Genomic DNA, 16,553 nt, shown 5'->3' on the forward strand with positions numbered 1-16,553 from the left:
GGAGGAACGTTTCCCCGAACCGATCGAACCGATCGAACCGATCGGACCCACCGAACAGACCGCAGAGACAGCACAGACCGCACAGACCCGATCCGGGCCGTCGTCCCTCAGCGGGCGGCGGCCCGCTCCAGCTGGTCCAGGGTGGCCGCCACGGCCGGCACCCGGGCCAGGTCCGGCAGGGTGAGCGCCACCACCTCGCGCTCCACGGCCGGCTCCACCGCCACCGTCCGCGCGCCCTTGGCCCGGACGGACTCCACGGCCAGCTCGGGCAGTACCGCCACCCCGAGTCCGGCGCCGACCAGCCCCACCACGGCCGGGTAGTCGTCGGTCGCGAAATCGATGCTGGGGGTGAATCCGGCGCTCTCGCAGATGTCCACCAGATGGCGGCGGCAGCGCGGGCAGCCGGCGATCCACGGTTCCTCGGCCAGCTCGGCCATCCCCACCCGTTCGGCCCCGGCCAGCCGGTGGCCCTCGGGCACCAGCCCGACCAGCCGGTCGGTGAGCAGCGGTCGGACCACCAGGTCGTCCCACTCCCCCGCCTCGCCCGGCGCGGCGCCGTAGCGGAAGGCCAGCGCCACGTCGCAGTCGCCCTCGCGCAGCATCTGCACCGAACGCGGCGGCTCCGCCTCGACCAGCGAGATCCGGGTGCCGGGGTGCTGGGCGCGCATCGCGGCGAGGGCGGTGGGCACCAGGGTGGAGCTGCCGCTGGGGAAGGAGACCAGCCGCACCCGGCCGGCCCGCAGCCCGGCGATGGCGGCCACCTCCTCCTCGGCGGCGGTCAGCCCGGCCAGGATCCCGGCGGCGTGCCGGACCAGGGCGTCGCCGGCCTGGGTGAGCCGCATCTCCCGCCCGGCCCGGACCAGCAGCGGGGTGCCCGCCGACTGCTCCAGCGCCTTCATCTGCTGGGAGACGGCGGGCTGGGTGCAGCCCAGTTCACGGGCCGCGGCGGAGAAGGAGCCGGTACCGGCCACGGCGCGCAGGACCCGGAGATGACGTGCCTCGATCACCTGTCGAGCATAAGCCCCGCTTTGACGAACGGGCCGTTGTCGGCGCCCGCCTTTGACGGCCGACCGGGTGGGACACCCTCTACCGTTGACCCCATGCACCTGATCTCCCTGAACCTGGGCCGGGCGACGGCCGTGGACTACACCGACTCCGGGATCGGCGTGACCGGCATCGGCAAGCGCCCGGTGCCCGGGCCGGCCCGGGTCTTCTCCCCCGGCCCCAAGGGCACCGCCGGGTCCGGGGTGGAGGGCGACGAGATCTGTCAGCTCCGCCACCACGGCGGGGACCACCAGGCCGTCTACGCGTACGCCCGCGAGGACCTGGACTGGTGGGAGGGCGAGCTGGGGCGCGAGCTGACCCCGGGGCTGTTCGGCGAGAACTTCACCACCTCGGGCCTGGACGTCAACGGCGCCCTGCTGGGCGAGCGCTGGCGGGTCGGCCCGGACCTGCTGCTGGAGGTGGCCTCGGCCCGGATCCCGTGCCGGACCTTCCAGGGCGCGCTGGGCGAGCCGGGCTGGGTCAAGCGGTTCACCCAGGCCCGGCGGCCGGGCGCGTACCTGCGGGTGGTCGAGGAGGGGTCGGTCTCCCCGGGCGACGTGATCGAGCGGGTGCACCGGCCGGACCACGAGGTCACGGTGGAGTTCTGGTTCCGGGCCTTCACCACCGAGCGGGCCCTGCTGCCGCGCACCCTGGCGGCCGGTGCCGCGATGGAGCCGGAGGCGCACGAGGCGGTCCGTACGTACCTGGCCAAGTCCGGGAACCCGGCGCGGGGCTGACACCGCGTCGGTGCGGGTGCCGGGTGGCCGACACGATCCCGGCGACACGGACTAGGTTGCGCACATGACGACTGCGTTGATTACGGGATCCACGGCGGGCATCGGCGCCGCCTTCGCCCGGCGGCTCGCCGCCCAGGGGCACAACCTGGTGCTGGTCGCCCGCGACACCGAGCGGCTGGGCGTCCAGGCCACCGAGCTCCACGACCGGCACGGCATCGAGGCCGAGGTGCTGACCGCGGACCTGTCCACGGAGGAGGGCATCGGCGCGGTGGAGGCGCGGCTCTCGGACCGCACCCACCCGGTGGACCTGCTGGTCAACAACGCGGGCTTCGGCAACAAGGGCCGCTATCTGGACGTGCCCATGGCAGACGAGCTGACCATGCTGAAGGTGCATGTGGAGGCGGTGCTGCGGCTGACCTCGGCGGCCACCGGGGGGATGCGGGACCGCGGCCGCGGCGGGGTGATCAACGTGGCCTCGGTGGCGGCCTTCCTGCCCCGGGGCACGTACGGGGCCAGCAAGGCGTGGGTGGTCCAGTTCACCCAGGGGGCGGCCAAGGACCTGGCCGGTTCCGGGGTGCGGCTGATGGCGCTGTGCCCGGGGTTCGTGCGGACCGAGTTCCACGAGCGGGCCGGGATGGGCACGGACAACATCCCCAGCTGGATGTGGCTGGACGCGGACAAGCTGGTGGCCGACGCGCTGGCCGATCTGGCCCGCGGCCGGGCGGTGTCCATCCCGGACCCCCGGTACAAGGCGCTGATGGGGCTGGTGAAGCTCACCCCGCGCGGGCTGCTGGGCGGGGTGTCCTCCCGTACGGGGCGGAAGTACGGCCCCCAGTAGGACATCCGGGCGGCATCCGGGCGACATCCGGGCGGTTCCATACCCGCGCGTACGGAATAAAATGGACGCGCCCCATTCGCCCCGGACTCCCGGGAGACGGCCATGAATTTCGTACAGGTGATCGACTACGAGACGAGCCGGTTCGACGAGATGAGCGAGCTCGTCGACCGGTGGGCGGCGCAGACCAGGGGGCGGCGGACGGCCACGCACACCATGGTGGGCCGGGACCGGGAGGCCGCCACGCACTATGTGAACCTGATCGAGTTCCCCTCGTACGAGGAGGCCATGAGGAACTCCCGGCTCCCCGAGACCGACCGGATGTTCCGGGAGATGATGGCGCTCTGCGAGGGGATGCCGCGGTTCAGCAACCTGGACGTGGTCCGCGACGAACAGCTCAACAAGCACCTGGTGAACCGGGTGTTCGAGGAGGTCGTCGGCGAGGGCCGGATGGACGTCCTGGACGAGTGCTTCGCGGTGGACTACATCGACCACGACATCGGCCGGCCGGAGAGCACCGTGATCGGGCGGGAGGCCGCACGCGAGAACATGGCGCAGTGGACCGGGGCCTTCGACATGGCCATGGAGCCGCTGGCCCAGCCGGCCGAGGGCGAGTTCGTCACCACCGTGTGGGACTGGACCGGTGTGCACACCGGGGAGTTCATGGGGATGCCGCCGACCGGGAAGACCTGCCGGATGTCGGGCACCACCACCTTCCGCTGCGTGGACGGTGAGATCACCGAGGGCTGGTGGCACTACGACCTGGGAGGGCTGATGCGGCAGCTGGGCGTCACCGGCGCGACCGGCCCCGCGTCCTGAGCCGGACCGGCGCCCGGGCCGGGCACGCGGAAGGCCCCGCTCCGCGAGTGCGGGGCGGGGCCTTCCGGACGGGGAACCCGATCAGTGGCTGTGGCCGTGGCCGTGCCCGTGACCGTGGCCGTCGCCCTCTTCCTCGGCCGGCTTCTCGACGACCAGGGTCTCGGTCGTCAGCAGCAGCGAGGCGATGGAGGCGGCGTTCTCCAGGGCGGAGCGGGTGACCTTGACCGGGTCGATGACCCCGGCCTTGATCAGGTCGCCGTACTCGCCGGTGGCGGCGTTGAAGCCCTGGCCCTTGTCGAGCTCGGCGACCTTGGAGGTGATGACATAGCCCTCCAGGCCGGCGTTCTCGGCGATCCAGCGCAGCGGCTCGACGGCGGCGCGGCGGACGACGGCCACACCGGTGCCCTCGTCGCCGGTCAGGCCGAGGTTGCCCTCCAGGACCTTGACGGCGTGCACCAGGGCGGAGCCACCGCCGGAGACGATGCCCTCCTCGACCGCGGCGCGGGTCGCCGAGATGGCGTCCTCAAGACGGTGCTTGCGCTCCTTGAGCTCGACCTCGGTGGCGGCGCCGACCTTGATCACGCACACGCCGCCGGCCAGCTTCGCCAGGCGCTCCTGGAGCTTCTCGCGGTCCCAGTCCGAGTCGGTGGACTCGATCTCGGCCTTGATCTGGTTGACGCGGCCGAGGACGTCCTCGGAGGAGCCGGCGCCGTCCACGATCGTGGTGTCGTCCTTGGAGACGGTCACGCGGCGGGCGGAGCCCAGCACGTCCAGACCGGCCTGGTCGAGCTTGAGGCCGACCTCCTCGGCGATGACGGTGGCACCGGTGAGGGTGGCCATGTCCTGGAGCATCGCCTTGCGGCGGTCACCGAAGCCCGGGGCCTTGACGGCCACCGCGTTGAAGGTGCCGCGGATCTTGTTGACGACGAGGGTGGAGAGCGCCTCGCCCTCGACGTCCTCGGCGATGATCAGCAGCGGCTTGGAGCCACCCGCCTGGATGACCTTCTCCAGCAGCGGCAGCAGGTCCTGGATCGAGGAGATCTTGCCCTGGTTGATCAGGATGTACGGGTCGTCGAGGACGGCCTCCATACGCTCCTGGTCGGAGACCATGTACGGCGAGAGGTAGCCCTTGTCGAAGGCCATGCCCTCGGTGAAGTCGAGCTCCACTCCGAAGGTGTTGGACTCCTCGACGGTGATGACGCCGTCCTTGCCGACCTTGTCCATCGCCTCGGCGATGAGCTCGCCGATCTGGGCGTCCTGCGCGGAGAGCGCGGCCACGGCGGCGATGTCGGACTTGTCCTCGATCGGGCGGGCGGTCGCGAGGAGCTCCTCGGACACGGCCTTGACCGCGGCGTCGATGCCCTTCTTCAGGGAGGCCGGGGAGGCGCCGGCGGCGACGTTGCGCAGGCCCTCGCGGACCAGCGCCTGGGCCAGCACGGTGGCGGTGGTGGTGCCGTCGCCCGCGATGTCGTTGGTCTTGGTCGCCACCTCCTTGACGAGCTGGGCGCCCAGGTTCTCGTACGGGTCGTCGAGCTCGACCTCGCGGGCGATCGTGACACCGTCGTTGGTGATGGTGGGGGCGCCGAACTTCTTGTCGATGACGACGTTGCGGCCCTTGGGGCCGATCGTCACCTTCACCGTGTCGGCAAGCTTGTTGACGCCGCGCTCAAGGGCGCGACGGGCGTCCTCGTCGAACTTCAGGATCTTCGCCATGGGAGCGGTTCAGCCCTCTCGAAAAATCTGGTGTCTAACGAGCAGCGCCCCTAGCCGCCCGGCAAATCAGCGGGGTGACCAGGGGCGCAGCTCACAGCATTTTGATGCGGGGTGAATTACTTCTCGACGATCGCGAGGACATCGCGAGCCGAGAGGACGAGGTATTCCTCGCCGCTGTACTTCACCTCGGTGCCGCCGTACTTGCTGTACAGAACGATGTCGCCGACGGTGACGTCCAGCGGGAGACGCTGGCCGTCCTCGAAGCGACCCGGACCGACCGCGAGGACGACGCCCTCCTGGGGCTTCTCCTTCGCGGTGTCCGGGATGACCAGGCCGGAGGCCGTGGTCTGCTCGGCGTCGAGCGGCTGGACCACGATGCGGTCCTCAAGCGGCTTGATGGCAACCTTGGAGCTGGCGGTCGTCACGATCCGACCTCCCCCTTCGGAGATCTCACGGGGTTAACTGTCTGAGGTGGCGACCAGGTGGATCCGTCGTCGCGGGTGCCGGACCTGCCCGTCGCTGTGTTGGCACTCGCCGGTGGTGAGTGCCAGGCCCGAGACTATTCCGGCGATTAGCACTCGGTCAAGCGGAGTGCCAATTCAGGCCGGAGGGCGTTGCGGAATCCACCCTTCCCGGGGGCCGGGCGGCGGTGCGCCCGGGGCGTGGGTGGCGCAGGCCACCGGGCGCGGCGGAACCCCGGCCCCGGCCCGCGCGTCGTAGGGGATATGAAGATAAAGCCACCCAATGCCGAGCAGACCGGACGGAAGGGCTCCGCACCGTGCGGGGACTGAGGCCCTCGACGGTGCCGGGCGCCCGGCGCCGCACCGAGGCACTGCTGCTGGTCCTCGTGGTGGCGATCGCCGTCTTCGGCCACGCCAACGCGGGCCTGGCCATGAACGGCGAGCTGCCCGCCAACCTCAGCGGGTTCGCGATCAGCCTCTCGTTGCTCTCCCTGGTCGGACATCTGGGCGTCCGCCGGTTCGCCGCCTACGCGGACCCGCTGATCCTGCCGCTGGCCATGCTGCTGACCGGGATCGGGCTGGTGCTGCTGCACCGGCTCGACCAGTCGTACATCGAGCGGTACGGCGCCGAGGCCAACGCCCCGGGGCAGCTGCTGTGGACGGTGGTCGGGGTCGCCGCCTGCGTGCTGGTCGTGGCGCTGCTGAAGGACCACCGGCTCCTCCAGCGGTTCATCTACCTCACGATGGCCGTGGCGCTGGTCCTGCTGATCACCCCGGCGTTCATGCCGGCCGACACCTACGGCGCCAAACGGTGGATCTTCATCGGGCCGTTCTCGCTGCAGCCCGGCGAGTTCGTGAAGATCATGATCGCGGTGTTCTTCGCCGGATACCTGGTCGTCCACCGGGACACGCTGGCGCTCGCCGGACGCAAGTTCCTCGGCATGCGGCTGCCGCCGATGCGGCAGCTCGGACCCATCGTCACGGTGTGGATCGTGGCCATGCTGGTCCTGGTCTTCGAACGCGACCTCGGCACCTCGCTGATCTTCTTCGGGGTGTTCGTGGTGATGCTGTACGTCGCGACCGAGCGCACCAGCTGGATCGTCTTCGGCGTCCTGATGGCCGCCCTGGGCGCCTTCGTCGTCGGCTCGACCGAACCGCACGTGAAGAACCGGGTCCAGGCCTGGCTGCAACCCATGGCGATCTTCCTGCCGGAGGAGCAGCGGCCCAAGGGACTCACCTCGGACCAGTCCGCCCAGGCCCTGTTCAGCTTCGGCACCGGCGGGATCTCCGGCACCGGCCTCGGCCAGGGCCATCCCGAGCTGATCCAGTTCGCCGGCCGCTCCGACTTCATCCTGACCACGGTCGGCGAGGAACTCGGACTGGCCGGGGTGATGGCGATCCTGATCCTCTACGCCCTGCTGGTCCAGCGCGGCCTGCGGATGGCCCTGGGCGCCCGCGACCCGTTCGGCAAACTGCTGGCCGTCGGCCTGTCGGCCGCGCTGGCGCTCCAGGTGTTCGTGGTGGCGGGCGGTGTGACGGGCCTGATCCCGCTGACCGGCAAGGCGCTGCCGTTCCTGGCCAAGGGCGGCTCCTCGCTGCTGGCCAACTGGATCATGATCGCCCTGCTGCTGCGCATCAGCGACAGCGCGGAACGCCAGCGCGAGGCGGACTCCCGCCCGGCGGACGGTGTCACGGCCGAGCCGGAACCGGTCGGGGTGGCCGCTGCGGCGGGGGCCCCGCCGGGGCGGGGGTAGCAGCGGGGGCTACAGGTAGTCCTCCAGGCGGCCGATCCGGAAGCCCTGTTCCTGGATGCGGCGCAGCATGCGGGTGGTCATCTGGGTCTCCGTGCTGCCCTTGAGTTCGGCGGGGCCGCGGAAGTGGGCCAGGATGATGTCGCCGGGGCGGAGGGCGGAGCCCTCGGCGTACTGGAGGTCGTGTATCTGCATCGACACCCGCCACAGCACCAGCGCCCGGGCGCCGCAGTCCTTCGCGGCCCGCAGGGTGCGGTCGTCGTAGTTGCCGTAGGGCGGGCGGAACAGGCCGGGGGCGGTGCCGAAGCGGGCGTGCAGGCGGTCGCGCTGGCCGCATATCTGGGCCTTCTGCGCCTCGTACGGCAGGGTCCTGAGGTTCGGGTGGGTCAGCGTGTGGTTGTTGATCTCGCTGCCGTTGCCCTGGTCGCGGAGCCGGGCGAAGTGGCCGTAGTCGGAGGAGGCCACGCTGTCCGTGAGGAACATGCTGATCGGGAGCCGGAGTTCGGCGGTGAGCCGGAGGAACTCGGGGTCCTTCTCGGCGCCGTCGTCGAAGGTGAGGAAGACGGTCCTCTCCCCCGCCGGCACGGGTATTCGGTCCACCACCGGCACCCTCCCGGGCGCCGCCTTCGGCAGGTTCGCCTTCCGGGCCGGGGCGGGCGCGAACTCCAGCGGCCGGGAGAGTCCCCAGTGCCTGTACGCGTCGCCGGGCCCCGGCGGGGCCGTCGGGCGGGCCGAGGGGGGCCGGGGGGACGGGGAGGCCGGGGCGCTGCCGCCCTGGACCTCCTCCGTCGCCTTCCGGCCGAGCCGTTCGATCGGGTCCACGCTCTCCCCGCACCCCGCCAGGGAGAGCGCGAGCGCGCCGGCCGCCAGAAGTCCGGCCGTCAGCCGGCGCGCGCTGATCACAGGTAGTCCTCCAGGCGGGCCACGGCGTATCCCTTGTCCGTGACGGTCTTCATGACCTGACGGATCATGTCAGGCATGGTGCCCTTCCAGTCCTCGCGCCCCCGGAAGTGGGTGAGGATGATGTCACCGGGGTGGATGTCGCGGTCCCACTCGCGGTAGTCCATCTTGTCCGGGAAGACCTCGGCGTTCCACAGCGGGACGTGCTTGATGCCGCAGGACTTGGCGGCGCGCAGGGTGTCCTCGTTGTAGTTGCCGTACGGCGGCCGGAAGACGGTGGGCCGCTTGCCGAACTGGCGCTGGATGGTGTCCTGCTGGCCGCAGATCTCCTGGCGCTGCTTCTCGTAGGAGAGCGCGGGCATGTAGCGGTGGTTGAGGGTGTGGTTGTTGAGGGTGACGCCGGCCTTCTGCATCTGCTGGAAGTACGGGTAGTCGTCCCGCACCAGGTAGTCGCTGAGGAAGGCCGTGTAGGGCAGGTCGAGTTCCTTCATCATCTTCAGGAACTCGGGGTCCTTCTCCGCCCCGTCGTCGATGGTCAGGAAGACGACCTTCTCCTCGGTGGGGACGGTGGTGAACACCGGCGGGAGGTCCTCCTGGCCGTCCACCTCGAAGCCGTCGCGGGTCCCGATCTCCGGCTTGGCCGCGGGGGCGGCCGGGGCGGTCAGCGGGGTCCGGGCGAGGCCCCACCGCTTGGCCGCGGCGATACGGGCCTGCTGCTTCTGCCTGGCCAGGGCGGCCGGGCTGAGGGGGGCGGCGGCGGCGCCCGCCTCGCCGCCCTTCTTGGGCTGGGCCGGTGCGCCGGTGTCCCCGGAGCTGCCGCAGGCGGTGCCGAGGGCGGCGACCAGCACCGCGGCCAGCGCCACCCCGAACCGGCCGCGGGTCCCGGCGAACGCCTGGGTCTTTTTTCCGTTTTTTCCTACTAGCTGCATAGCTGGGGATATTGTCATCGCACACCACGGGGTCCCGGACGACACCTCGGCCGGATCCGCACCTTCCACCGGCTGGCGCACAATGAGCCGGTGGACCACCGAGATTTCGCCGCCCTGCTCACCCCCGAAGGCCGCGCCCTGCTGGACTCCCTGCGCGACCACGACCCGGCCCGGGAGCTCGCCCTCGCCACCCGGCTGCGCCGGGACCACCCGGCCGGGCTGGTCTCCGCCGCGCTGGGGCAGGCCCGGCTGCGGCAGCGCGCGGTGGCCAAGTTCGGTGCCGAGGACGCGTACCGGATGTTCTTCACCCCCGGCGGGGTCGAGATGGCCACCCGGGCGAGCGTGGCCGCGTACCGCGCCGAGCGCTTCTCCGCCCTCGGGGTGCGCAGCCTCGCGGACCTCTGCTGCGGGATCGGCGGGGACGCCGTCGCGCTGGCCCGGGCCGGCATCCGGGTGCTCGCCGTGGACCGGGACCCGCTGACGGCGGCGGTGGCCCGCGCCAACGCCGAGGCCCTGGGGCTGGCCGGGCTGATCGAGGTGGTCGAGGCGGACGTGACGGAGGTGGACACCTCCGACTACGACGCGGTCTTCCTGGACCCGGCCCGGCGCGGCGGCCGTGGCCGGACCTTCGACCCCGAGTCCTACTCCCCGCCGCTCTCCTGGGCGACGGCGAAGGCCCGGTCGGCCCGCCACGCGGCCGTCAAGATCGCCCCCGGGATCCCGCACGAGGCCGTCCCCGCCGAGGCGGAGGCCGAGTGGATCTCCGACCAGGGCGATGTGAAGGAGGCCGTGCTCTGGTTCGGCACCCGGCCGGGGGCGGTGCGCGCCACGCTGCTGCCCGGTCCCCGGTCGCTGTGCCCGGAGGCGCCGCTGCCGGACCCGGCGGCCGGGCCGGTCGGCCGCTGGCTCTACGAGCCGGACGGGGCCGTCATCCGCGCCCATCTGGTGGCCGAGGTGGCCGCCGAGCTCGGCGGCCGGCTGATCGACCCGACCATCGCCTACATCACCGCGGACGAGCTGCGGCCGACCCCGTACGCCACCGCGTACGAGATCACCGATGTGCTGCCCTTCGGGCTGAAGCGGCTCAAGGCGCTGCTGCGCGAGCGCGAGGTCGGGGTGCTGACCGTGAAGAAGCGGGGGTCGGCGATCGAGCCGGAGGAGCTCCGGAAGAAGGTCAAGCCGCAGGGGCGGAACTCGGCGACGGTGTTCCTCACCCGGGTGGCCGGGGCCCCGTCCATGCTCATCGGGTCGCCCGCCGCCCGGGCCCGGTGAGGGTGCGCACCGCCCACCGGTAGTGCGCGGCGGCCTTCCCGGCGCCGAGCAGCCCGGTGATCCAGAGGATCGTCCCGAGGCCCATGAGGTAGGCGACCTCCCCGTACGTCTCCCCGCCCGGCCGGGCCGAGGCGGCGGAGCCGAAGGACACCCACAGGCCGAGGGCGCAGAGCACGAAGGAGCTGAGCAGCCAGCCCAGGCTGCGGCCGGGGGCCCGCAGCCGGGCGTCCGCCGCCGGGTCGCGGCCGGCCGGTCCGGGGTCCGAGTCGGCCCAGGCGTGCAGGAGTTCGCGGACCTCGCGGTCCCGGCGGGCTCCCCAGGCGAGCCAGAAGGAGGCGGGGACCAGCACGCCGAGGCCGAGGGCGGCGAAGACGGCGCCGATCAGGGTGCCGAGGCCGTCGGCCTGCTCGAAGGACATCAGGGCCATGCCGAGGAAGGACCAGCCGAAGGCGAACACGGCGGCCGCGGACCACAGCAGCAGCAGCCGGGTGACGCCCAGGCTGTGCCGGGCGAGTTCGCCCAGGAACCGGGCCCGGTCCGCCCGGAGCGCGGCCTCGTCGTACCAGGCCCGCAGGTGCGCGGGCGGCGGCGGGGGCGGCAGGTCACGGCGAGGCATGCGCATGACCATAGCGGGAGCCCGCCGCAGGACCGGCGGACTCCTCCGGGACCGCGTCAGGTCACCGACTCGAAACGCCAGCGGTGCACCGGGCGGGTGATCAGGTCCGGGGCCGGCTCGGGGAGTTCGGGGAGCTCGGCGGCCAGGGACTCCGCCTCCCACCAGGTGATGACCAGCACCCGGTCCTGCGGGGCCCGGAACACCTCGCGGCGCAGCGGTTCGCTCGCCAGGACCCGGGAACGGGCCCATTCGAGCAGCTCGTTGCCCCGCCCGGCGGTGGCCCGGGCCTCCCACATCAGCGCGACGGTGGTGCTCACGGGTACAGGTTGTCCTTGCTCAGCTCGTGCACGTGGTCGTGGTCGTGGGTGTGGCCGTGCCCGTGGGTGTGCCCGTGGCCGTGGGTGTGCGAGGTGCCGGGGACGTGCGGTTCGGTGACGGGGAGGGAGGAGTCCGCGGAGAGGTCCCAGTCCGACGGCGGCCGGTTGCGGGCCACCATCTCGGCGCCCAGCGCGGCCACCATCGCCCCGTTGTCGGTGCAGAGCTTGGGCCGCGGCACCCGCAGGACGATCCCGGCGGCGTCGCAGCGCTCCTGCGCCAGGGCCCGCAGCCGGGAGTTGGCCGCGACCCCGCCGCCGATCATCAGATGGTCCACGCCCTCGTCCTTGCAGGCCCGGACGGCCTTGCGGGTGAGCACGTCGACCACGGCCTCCTGGAAGGAGGCGGCCACGTCGCGGACCGGCACCTCCTCCCCGGACTTCCGCTTGGCCTCGATCCAGCGGGCCACGGCGGTCTTCAGCCCGGAGAAGGAGAAGTCGTACGCCGCGTCGCGCGGGCCGGTCAGTCCGCGCGGGAAGGCGATGGCGGTCGGGTCGCCCTCGCGGGCCAGCCGGTCGATGACCGGTCCGCCGGGGAAGCCCAGCTGGAGCACCCGGGCGATCTTGTCGAAGGCCTCGCCGGCCGCGTCGTCGATGGTGGCGCCCAGCGGCCGGACGTCGGAGGTGATGTCCGGGGCCAGCAGCAGCGAGGAGTGGCCGCCGGAGACCAGCAGGGCCATGGTCGGCTCCGGCAGCGGCCCGTGCTCCAGCTGGTCCACGCAGATGTGCGAGGCCAGGTGGTTCACGCCGTAGAGCGGCTTGCCGAGGGCGTAGGCGTAGGCCTTGGCCGCCGAGGTGCCGACCAGCAGGGCGCCGGCCAGGCCGGGTCCGGCGGTGACGGCGATGCCGTCCAGGTCGCGGGCGGAGACCCCGGCCTCCTTCAGGGCCCGCTCGATGGTGGGGACCATCGCCTCCAGATGGGCGCGGGAGGCGACCTCGGGGACCACTCCGCCGAAGCGGGCGTGTTCGTCGACGCTGGAGGCGACCGCGTCGGCGAGCAGGGTGGTGCCCCGGACGATGCCGACGCCGGTCTCGTCGCAGGAGGTCTCGATGCCGAGGACGAGGGGTTCGTCAGCCATGGTTCTCACTTCGCACGGAAACGGAGCTTGCGGGGTCGGACAGGCGCATCACGAGCGCGTCCACGTTGCCGGGCTGGTAGTAGCCGCGGCGGAAGCCGATGGGTTCGAAGCCGAACCGTTCGTAGAGCCGCTGGGCGCGGGTGTTGTCCACCCGGACCTCCAGCAGGACCTCGGCGCATTCGAAGGCGGTGGCGGCGCGCAGCAGATCGGTGAGCAGCCGGGCGCCGAGCCCGGTCCCCCACTGGTCGCGGGCGGCCGCGATGGTCTGTACGTCGCCGAGGTCCCCGGCGGCGGCCAGCCCGGCGTAGCCGACCAGGCGGCCGGTGTCCCGCTCCTCGGCGACCACGTAGCGGCGGGTGGCGCGCGGGCCGCGGGCGTGGGCCAGCTCGGACCAGAACATGCCGGCGGACCAGGCGTCCTCGGGGAACAGCTCGTGTTCCAGTTCCAGCACCGGCTCGATGTCCCACCAGCGCATCTCGCGCAGCGCCACCTCGGACGGGCCGGGGACGGACGCTCCGGGGCCGGACACTTCGGGGACGGACGCTTCGGCGGCGGTCACTGGGGGGTGACCACCTTGTAGTTCTTCGGGACCTGCGCGTCGGGGCGGCGCAGGTAGAGCGGGACCGGCGGCAGGAAGGCGTCCTCGCGGCCGGCCGCGAGGAGTTCGGCGGCCAGGGCGGCGAGGGCGGCGGCGGACTGGTGCTCGGGGCCGCGCGCGTCCGGGAACACCTCGGGGTAGAGGAGGGCGCCGGCGCCGACCGCGGGCAGTGCGGCGACCCGTTCGGCGATGTCGGCGGGCCGGTCCACGGCGGGGTCGCCGACCCGGGTGCGCGGGTCCTCGTACCGGGCCCAGTAGACCTCCTTGCGGCGGGCGTCGGTGGCGACCGTGAAGGGGCCCTCGATGCCGGCCGCACCGGCGGCGTACGCGAGTCCGTCCAGGGTGCACAGTCCGTGGACCGGGACCCCGAGGACGGAGGCGAAGGCGGCGGCGGTGACCAGGCCGACCCGCAGTCCGGTGTAGGGGCCGGGGCCGGTGCCCACGACGATGCCGGTCACGGCGTCGAGTTTCAGGCCCGCCGCGGCGAGGACCGCGTCCACCGAGGGCAGCAGCAGCTCCCCGTGGCGGCGGGCGTCCACCTCGTTGGACTCGGCGAGGACGGACTCGCCGTCGTGGAGGGCGACGGTGACGGCGGGCGTGGCGGTATCTACTGCGAGCAAGAGCACGCGAACAGCCTACGACTCCGGGGACGGCGGCCGCCCGCGCCCGTTGCGCCCCGATCCCCGGGGCCCCGGCTGCTACCTTCGACCCAGGTCTGGATCAGGGGAAGCACGGGAGGCGGAGCAAGGTGGCAAGCAGAAGCTCGGGAATCGTGGCCGGGCTCACCGCGGCGGCCGTCGCGGCGGTCGGCTTCCTCGCCTACCAGGCCCAGGCCAGCGCGCCCGCGCGGCCCGCCGTCCAGGCCCAGCAGCCGAAGACCCCGCCGGCCACGGCCCCGCAGGACCCGGCCAAGCCGGTGGCGGTGCCGCCGGATTCGGGCCTCGGCAAGCGGGTGGTCTACTCGGTGGGCCAGAAGCGGGTCTGGCTGGTGGAGGCCCCGGGCGCCACCGGGGCCGCGGCGCGGCCGAAGAGCTTCCTGGTGAAACCGAGCACGGTCCACCCCAAGCCGGGCAGCTATGTGGTCACGTCCCGGTCGGGCGCGGTCACCGGTTCGGACGGGGTGCCGATCGAGCACGTCGTGCGGTTCACCAGCAGCAAGGGGACCGTCATCGGGTTCAGCGCCCGGGTGGACGGGGAGCTGCCGGAGCCCGATCCGAAGAAGCGGACCGGCGGCATCCGGATGAGCCGGGCCGACGGGGACCTGATGTGGGCCTTCGCCACGGTGACCGCCAAGGTGGTCGTGGTCCCGTAGCGGGCGCACCGGCGCCGCGAGCACCCGTGGCGCCGCCATCACCCGTACGGAGGAGTCCGCCGCGCTCAGGCCGCGGCGGCGGGTCCGTCCGGGTCCGCCGCGGGGCCGCCGTCCCGGGGCGCGGGGGTGGTCTTCGGGGGCGTGGACACCGCGCTGGCCGCCGCGCCGGCGGCGAGCAGGGCCTGCATCGTCAGCCCGAAGGGGACGAGGGCGGGGCCGGGGCGGCGGGGCGCTTCCCCCCGGTCTGCTGCCGACGTGGCCGACATGGCTGCCTCCTGCATCCTGCGTCCGGATACACCGAAGTTAGGTAGCCCTAACCCTGTTCGCTACCATGTCACCACGCGCCCCGGCACCCGCGCAATATGTTCCCGACGAGTTGTCGGTACCTTTCCCGGCCGAGCGGCCGCGGAGACCGGCCTCAGGCCGTCTCGGTGAGCGCGGCCAGCTGGTCCGCGTCCCAGCGCGCGCCCACGCCCCGGACCGTCACCTCGCGGACGTCGTCCAGCACCTCCTCGTGGCCCACCGCCCGCGCGATCACCACGTGCAGCCGGTCCTCCGACAGCTCCTCCACCTTGCCGTCGCCCCACTCGACCACCACCACCGACTCGGGCAGCGACACGTCGAGGTCCAGGTCCTCCATCTCGTCCAGCCCGCCGCCGAGCCGGTACGCGTCCACGTGCACCAGGGCCGGACCCCCGACCAGCGAGGGATGGACCCGGGCGATCACGAAGGTCGGCGAGGTCACCGCCCCGCGCACGCCCAGCCCCTCGCCCAGTCCACGGGTCAGGGTGGTCTTGCCCGCGCCGAGTTCGCCGGTGAGCAGGACCAGGTCCCCGGGGCGCAGCAGGCCGGCGATGCGCCGGCCCAGGTCCTGCATGCCCTCCGGGGAGTCGACGGTCAGCCCGACCGTGGCGGTGTCGGCGGTGGTGTCGGCGGTGGTGTCTGCGGTGCCGTCGGCGGTCTCAGCCGCCCGGGTGTGCGGTGCTTCCATGGGAGCCAACGGTAGTGGCTCCGGGCACCGCGCCCGCCCGCTCCAGCAGGTCCAGCAGCAGCCCGGTGACGGTCTCCGGATGCTCCAGCATCAGCAGGTGGCCGGTGTTCTCCAGCACCACCAGCTCGGCGTCCGGGAGTTCGGCCTTGATGGCCTCGCTGTGCTCCGGCGGGGTGATCATGTCCCGGTCCCCGGCGACCACGGTCACCGGCAGTCCGGCGAAGGCCCCCAGCGCGGCCGACTTGTCATGGGCCGAGAACGCCGGGAAGAACTCGGCGACCACGTCGATGGGGGTGGCCTCGATCAGCCGCTCGGCGAACCGGGCCACCCCCGGGTCCACGTCCCGGGACCCGAACGAATAGCGCTTGATCATCCCGGCGAACAGGTCGGCGGTGGCCCGGCGCCCCCGCTCCACCAGCTCCACCTGGGAGCCGAGCGCGCGCAGCACCCCCGGCAGCACCCGGCGCACCGCGCCCATGCCCAGCGCCGGAAGTCCGTAGGTGACCTCGTCGAGCCGGCCCCCGGAGGTGCCGGCCAGCAGGACCCCGGTCACCCGTTCCCGGACCAGCTCGGGGAACTGGTCGGCCAGCGCCATGATCGTCATACCGCCCATGGAGTGCCCGACGAGCACCAGCGGGCCCTCGGGCGCGGCCGCGTCGATAACCGCCTTCAGATCGCGGCCGAGCTGGTCGATGGTGACCGGCTCGCCGTCCGCCTGGGCCAGCCCCCGGTCCGAACGGCCGTGGCTGCGCTGGTCCCAGTACACCGAGCGGACCACCCCGCGCAGGGCGGCCCGCTGGAAGTGCCAGGAGTCCTGGCTGAGGCAGTAGCCGTGGCAGAAGACCACCGTCACCGGGGCGGCCGCCCGGTCCCGGCGCAGCGGGCGCCGGCGGCGGGGCTCGGCGGGCGGTTCGTCCACCTCGTAGTGGAGTTCGGTGCCGTCCTCGGCGCGGGTGGTGCCCTCCCGGCCGCGCAGCGAGCCGTACGGGCCGGTGGCGTCCAGGGCCACCCGGGCCTTCATCCGGATGCCGCGGCCCACCGTCAGCCGCTCCACCGCGACCCCGGCGGCCGCGCCCGCGGCCATGACCCCTATCGCGGCGCCCGCCCAGCCGGCCTTCCGCC

19 protein-coding genes are annotated in these 16,553 nt (G+C 72.9%); 6 read left to right on the top strand and 13 right to left on the bottom strand.

Annotation, left to right across the window (positions count from 1 at the left end):
- Window positions 1–107: 107 nt before the first annotated feature.
- On the bottom strand, window positions 108–1,007 hold the full coding sequence (locus ACZ50K_RS24565; RefSeq protein WP_468906777.1) for a LysR family transcriptional regulator: 900 nt from the start codon (window positions 1,005–1,007) through the stop codon (window positions 108–110).
- Between the two features lie 93 nt (window positions 1,008–1,100).
- Between ACZ50K_RS24565 and ACZ50K_RS24570 the strand changes: the two genes are divergently transcribed.
- The 3 genes from ACZ50K_RS24570 to ACZ50K_RS24580 all read left to right on the top strand — a co-directional run bounded on the left by ACZ50K_RS24570 (window position 1,101) and on the right by ACZ50K_RS24580 (window position 3,435).
- The gene (locus tag ACZ50K_RS24570) at window positions 1,101–1,781 is read left to right on the top strand and encodes an MOSC domain-containing protein (RefSeq protein ID WP_468906779.1); all 681 of its coding nucleotides are present in this window, start codon (window positions 1,101–1,103) and stop codon (window positions 1,779–1,781) included.
- Window positions 1,782–1,845: 64 nt separating this feature from the next.
- Complete coding sequence (locus ACZ50K_RS24575; protein WP_468906781.1) at window positions 1,846–2,619, top strand: SDR family NAD(P)-dependent oxidoreductase; 774 nt, start codon at window positions 1,846–1,848, stop codon at window positions 2,617–2,619.
- 102 nt (window positions 2,620–2,721) lie between these two features.
- Window positions 2,722–3,435 carry an ester cyclase gene (locus ACZ50K_RS24580; RefSeq protein ID WP_468906783.1) on the top strand — a complete coding sequence of 238 codons (714 nt, stop codon included), beginning with the start codon at window positions 2,722–2,724 and terminating at the stop codon, window positions 3,433–3,435.
- Between the two features lie 81 nt (window positions 3,436–3,516).
- Here ACZ50K_RS24580 and groL read toward each other — a convergent pair whose 3' ends face one another.
- A complete protein-coding gene (gene groL, locus ACZ50K_RS24585) occupies window positions 3,517–5,148 on the bottom strand; it encodes a chaperonin GroEL (RefSeq protein WP_468906785.1) in 1,632 nt (543 codons plus the stop codon).
- Window positions 5,149–5,264: 116 nt separating this feature from the next.
- Complete coding sequence (gene groES / locus ACZ50K_RS24590) at window positions 5,265–5,573, bottom strand: co-chaperone GroES (protein ID WP_030011064.1); 309 nt, start codon at window positions 5,571–5,573, stop codon at window positions 5,265–5,267.
- A gap of 353 nt (window positions 5,574–5,926) precedes the next feature.
- Here groES and ACZ50K_RS24595 point away from each other — a divergent pair, with 353 nt between their 5' ends.
- On the top strand, window positions 5,927–7,363 hold the full coding sequence (locus tag ACZ50K_RS24595) for an FtsW/RodA/SpoVE family cell cycle protein (protein WP_468906787.1): 1,437 nt from the start codon (window positions 5,927–5,929) through the stop codon (window positions 7,361–7,363).
- A 9-nt stretch (window positions 7,364–7,372) separates the two neighbouring features.
- Here the strand turns inward: ACZ50K_RS24595 and ACZ50K_RS24600 are convergent, their stop codons facing one another.
- Window positions 7,373–8,263, bottom strand: a complete 891-nt coding sequence (locus ACZ50K_RS24600; protein ID WP_468906790.1) for a polysaccharide deacetylase family protein — start codon at window positions 8,261–8,263, stop codon at window positions 7,373–7,375.
- A complete protein-coding gene (locus tag ACZ50K_RS24605) occupies window positions 8,260–9,189 on the bottom strand; it encodes a polysaccharide deacetylase family protein (RefSeq protein ID WP_468906793.1) in 930 nt (309 codons plus the stop codon). The genes ACZ50K_RS24600 and ACZ50K_RS24605 overlap by 4 nt, the downstream gene beginning before the upstream one ends.
- 90 nt (window positions 9,190–9,279) lie before the next feature.
- On the opposite strand from ACZ50K_RS24605, the gene ACZ50K_RS24610 reads away from it, so the two are divergent.
- Window positions 9,280–10,461, top strand: coding sequence for a class I SAM-dependent methyltransferase (locus ACZ50K_RS24610; protein WP_468906795.1), 1,182 nt, complete (start codon window positions 9,280–9,282; stop codon window positions 10,459–10,461).
- Here the strand turns inward: ACZ50K_RS24610 and ACZ50K_RS24615 are convergent.
- The 5 genes from ACZ50K_RS24615 to tsaB all read right to left on the bottom strand — a co-directional run bounded on the left by ACZ50K_RS24615 (window position 10,430) and on the right by tsaB (window position 13,754).
- Window positions 10,430–11,077 carry a hypothetical protein gene (locus tag ACZ50K_RS24615; RefSeq protein WP_468906797.1) on the bottom strand — a complete coding sequence of 216 codons (648 nt, stop codon included), beginning with the start codon at window positions 11,075–11,077 and terminating at the stop codon, window positions 10,430–10,432. The genes ACZ50K_RS24610 and ACZ50K_RS24615 overlap by 32 nt on opposite strands.
- Before the next feature lie 56 nt (window positions 11,078–11,133).
- On the bottom strand, window positions 11,134–11,373 hold the full coding sequence (locus tag ACZ50K_RS24620) for a hypothetical protein (RefSeq protein ID WP_468907254.1): 240 nt from the start codon (window positions 11,371–11,373) through the stop codon (window positions 11,134–11,136).
- 17 nt (window positions 11,374–11,390) lie between these two features.
- Complete coding sequence (gene tsaD, locus ACZ50K_RS24625) at window positions 11,391–12,530, bottom strand: tRNA (adenosine(37)-N6)-threonylcarbamoyltransferase complex transferase subunit TsaD (RefSeq protein ID WP_468906799.1); 1,140 nt, start codon at window positions 12,528–12,530, stop codon at window positions 11,391–11,393.
- Complete coding sequence (gene rimI, locus ACZ50K_RS24630) at window positions 12,523–13,005, bottom strand: ribosomal protein S18-alanine N-acetyltransferase (protein ID WP_468907256.1); 483 nt, start codon at window positions 13,003–13,005, stop codon at window positions 12,523–12,525. The genes tsaD and rimI overlap by 8 nt, the downstream gene beginning before the upstream one ends.
- Before the next feature lie 80 nt (window positions 13,006–13,085).
- Entirely contained in the window at window positions 13,086–13,754 is a 669-nt protein-coding gene (gene tsaB, locus ACZ50K_RS24635; protein WP_468906802.1) for a tRNA (adenosine(37)-N6)-threonylcarbamoyltransferase complex dimerization subunit type 1 TsaB, read from the bottom strand.
- Window positions 13,755–13,876: 122 nt separating this feature from the next.
- On the opposite strand from tsaB, the gene ACZ50K_RS24640 reads away from it, so the two are divergent.
- Window positions 13,877–14,440, top strand: coding sequence for a hypothetical protein (locus tag ACZ50K_RS24640; protein ID WP_468906805.1), 564 nt, complete (start codon window positions 13,877–13,879; stop codon window positions 14,438–14,440).
- Window positions 14,441–14,505: 65 nt separating this feature from the next.
- Here ACZ50K_RS24640 and ACZ50K_RS24645 read toward each other — a convergent pair whose 3' ends face one another.
- The 3 genes from ACZ50K_RS24645 to ACZ50K_RS24655 all read right to left on the bottom strand — a co-directional run bounded on the left by ACZ50K_RS24645 (window position 14,506) and on the right by ACZ50K_RS24655 (window position 16,515).
- Window positions 14,506–14,706 (bottom strand): hypothetical protein, encoded by a 201-nt coding sequence (locus ACZ50K_RS24645; protein ID WP_468906807.1) that lies wholly within the window; start codon window positions 14,704–14,706, stop codon window positions 14,506–14,508.
- Window positions 14,707–14,858: 152 nt separating this feature from the next.
- Window positions 14,859–15,431, bottom strand: coding sequence for a tRNA (adenosine(37)-N6)-threonylcarbamoyltransferase complex ATPase subunit type 1 TsaE (gene tsaE / locus ACZ50K_RS24650; protein WP_468906810.1), 573 nt, complete (start codon window positions 15,429–15,431; stop codon window positions 14,859–14,861).
- A complete protein-coding gene (locus ACZ50K_RS24655; protein ID WP_468907257.1) occupies window positions 15,403–16,515 on the bottom strand; it encodes an alpha/beta fold hydrolase in 1,113 nt (370 codons plus the stop codon). The genes tsaE and ACZ50K_RS24655 overlap by 29 nt, the downstream gene beginning before the upstream one ends.
- Window positions 16,516–16,553: the final 38 nt, after the last annotated feature.

The organism is Streptomyces sp. NPDC033845, assembly GCF_055576225.1.

Coding starts and splice junctions, on each gene's coding strand:
- ACZ50K_RS24570 (WP_468906779.1), top strand. CDS start 1,101: ATGCACCTGATCTCCCTGAACCTGGGCCGGGCGACGGCCGTGGACTAC.
- ACZ50K_RS24575 (WP_468906781.1), top strand. CDS start 1,846: ATGACGACTGCGTTGATTACGGGATCCACGGCGGGCATCGGCGCCGCC.
- ACZ50K_RS24580 (WP_468906783.1), top strand. CDS start 2,722: ATGAATTTCGTACAGGTGATCGACTACGAGACGAGCCGGTTCGACGAG.
- groL (WP_468906785.1), bottom strand. CDS start 5,148: ATGGCGAAGATCCTGAAGTTCGACGAGGACGCCCGTCGCGCCCTTGAG.
- ACZ50K_RS24605 (WP_468906793.1), bottom strand. CDS start 9,189: ATGCAGCTAGTAGGAAAAAACGGAAAAAAGACCCAGGCGTTCGCCGGG.
- ACZ50K_RS24615 (WP_468906797.1), bottom strand. CDS start 11,077: ATGCCTCGCCGTGACCTGCCGCCCCCGCCGCCGCCCGCGCACCTGCGG.
- ACZ50K_RS24620 (WP_468907254.1), bottom strand. CDS start 11,373: ATGTGGGAGGCCCGGGCCACCGCCGGGCGGGGCAACGAGCTGCTCGAA.
- tsaD (WP_468906799.1), bottom strand. CDS start 12,530: ATGGCTGACGAACCCCTCGTCCTCGGCATCGAGACCTCCTGCGACGAG.
- rimI (WP_468907256.1), bottom strand. CDS start 13,005: ATGCGCTGGTGGGACATCGAGCCGGTGCTGGAACTGGAACACGAGCTG.
- ACZ50K_RS24645 (WP_468906807.1), bottom strand. CDS start 14,706: ATGTCGGCCACGTCGGCAGCAGACCGGGGGGAAGCGCCCCGCCGCCCC.
- tsaE (WP_468906810.1), bottom strand. CDS start 15,431: ATGGAAGCACCGCACACCCGGGCGGCTGAGACCGCCGACGGCACCGCA.
- ACZ50K_RS24655 (WP_468907257.1), bottom strand. CDS start 16,515: ATGGCCGCGGGCGCGGCCGCCGGGGTCGCGGTGGAGCGGCTGACGGTG.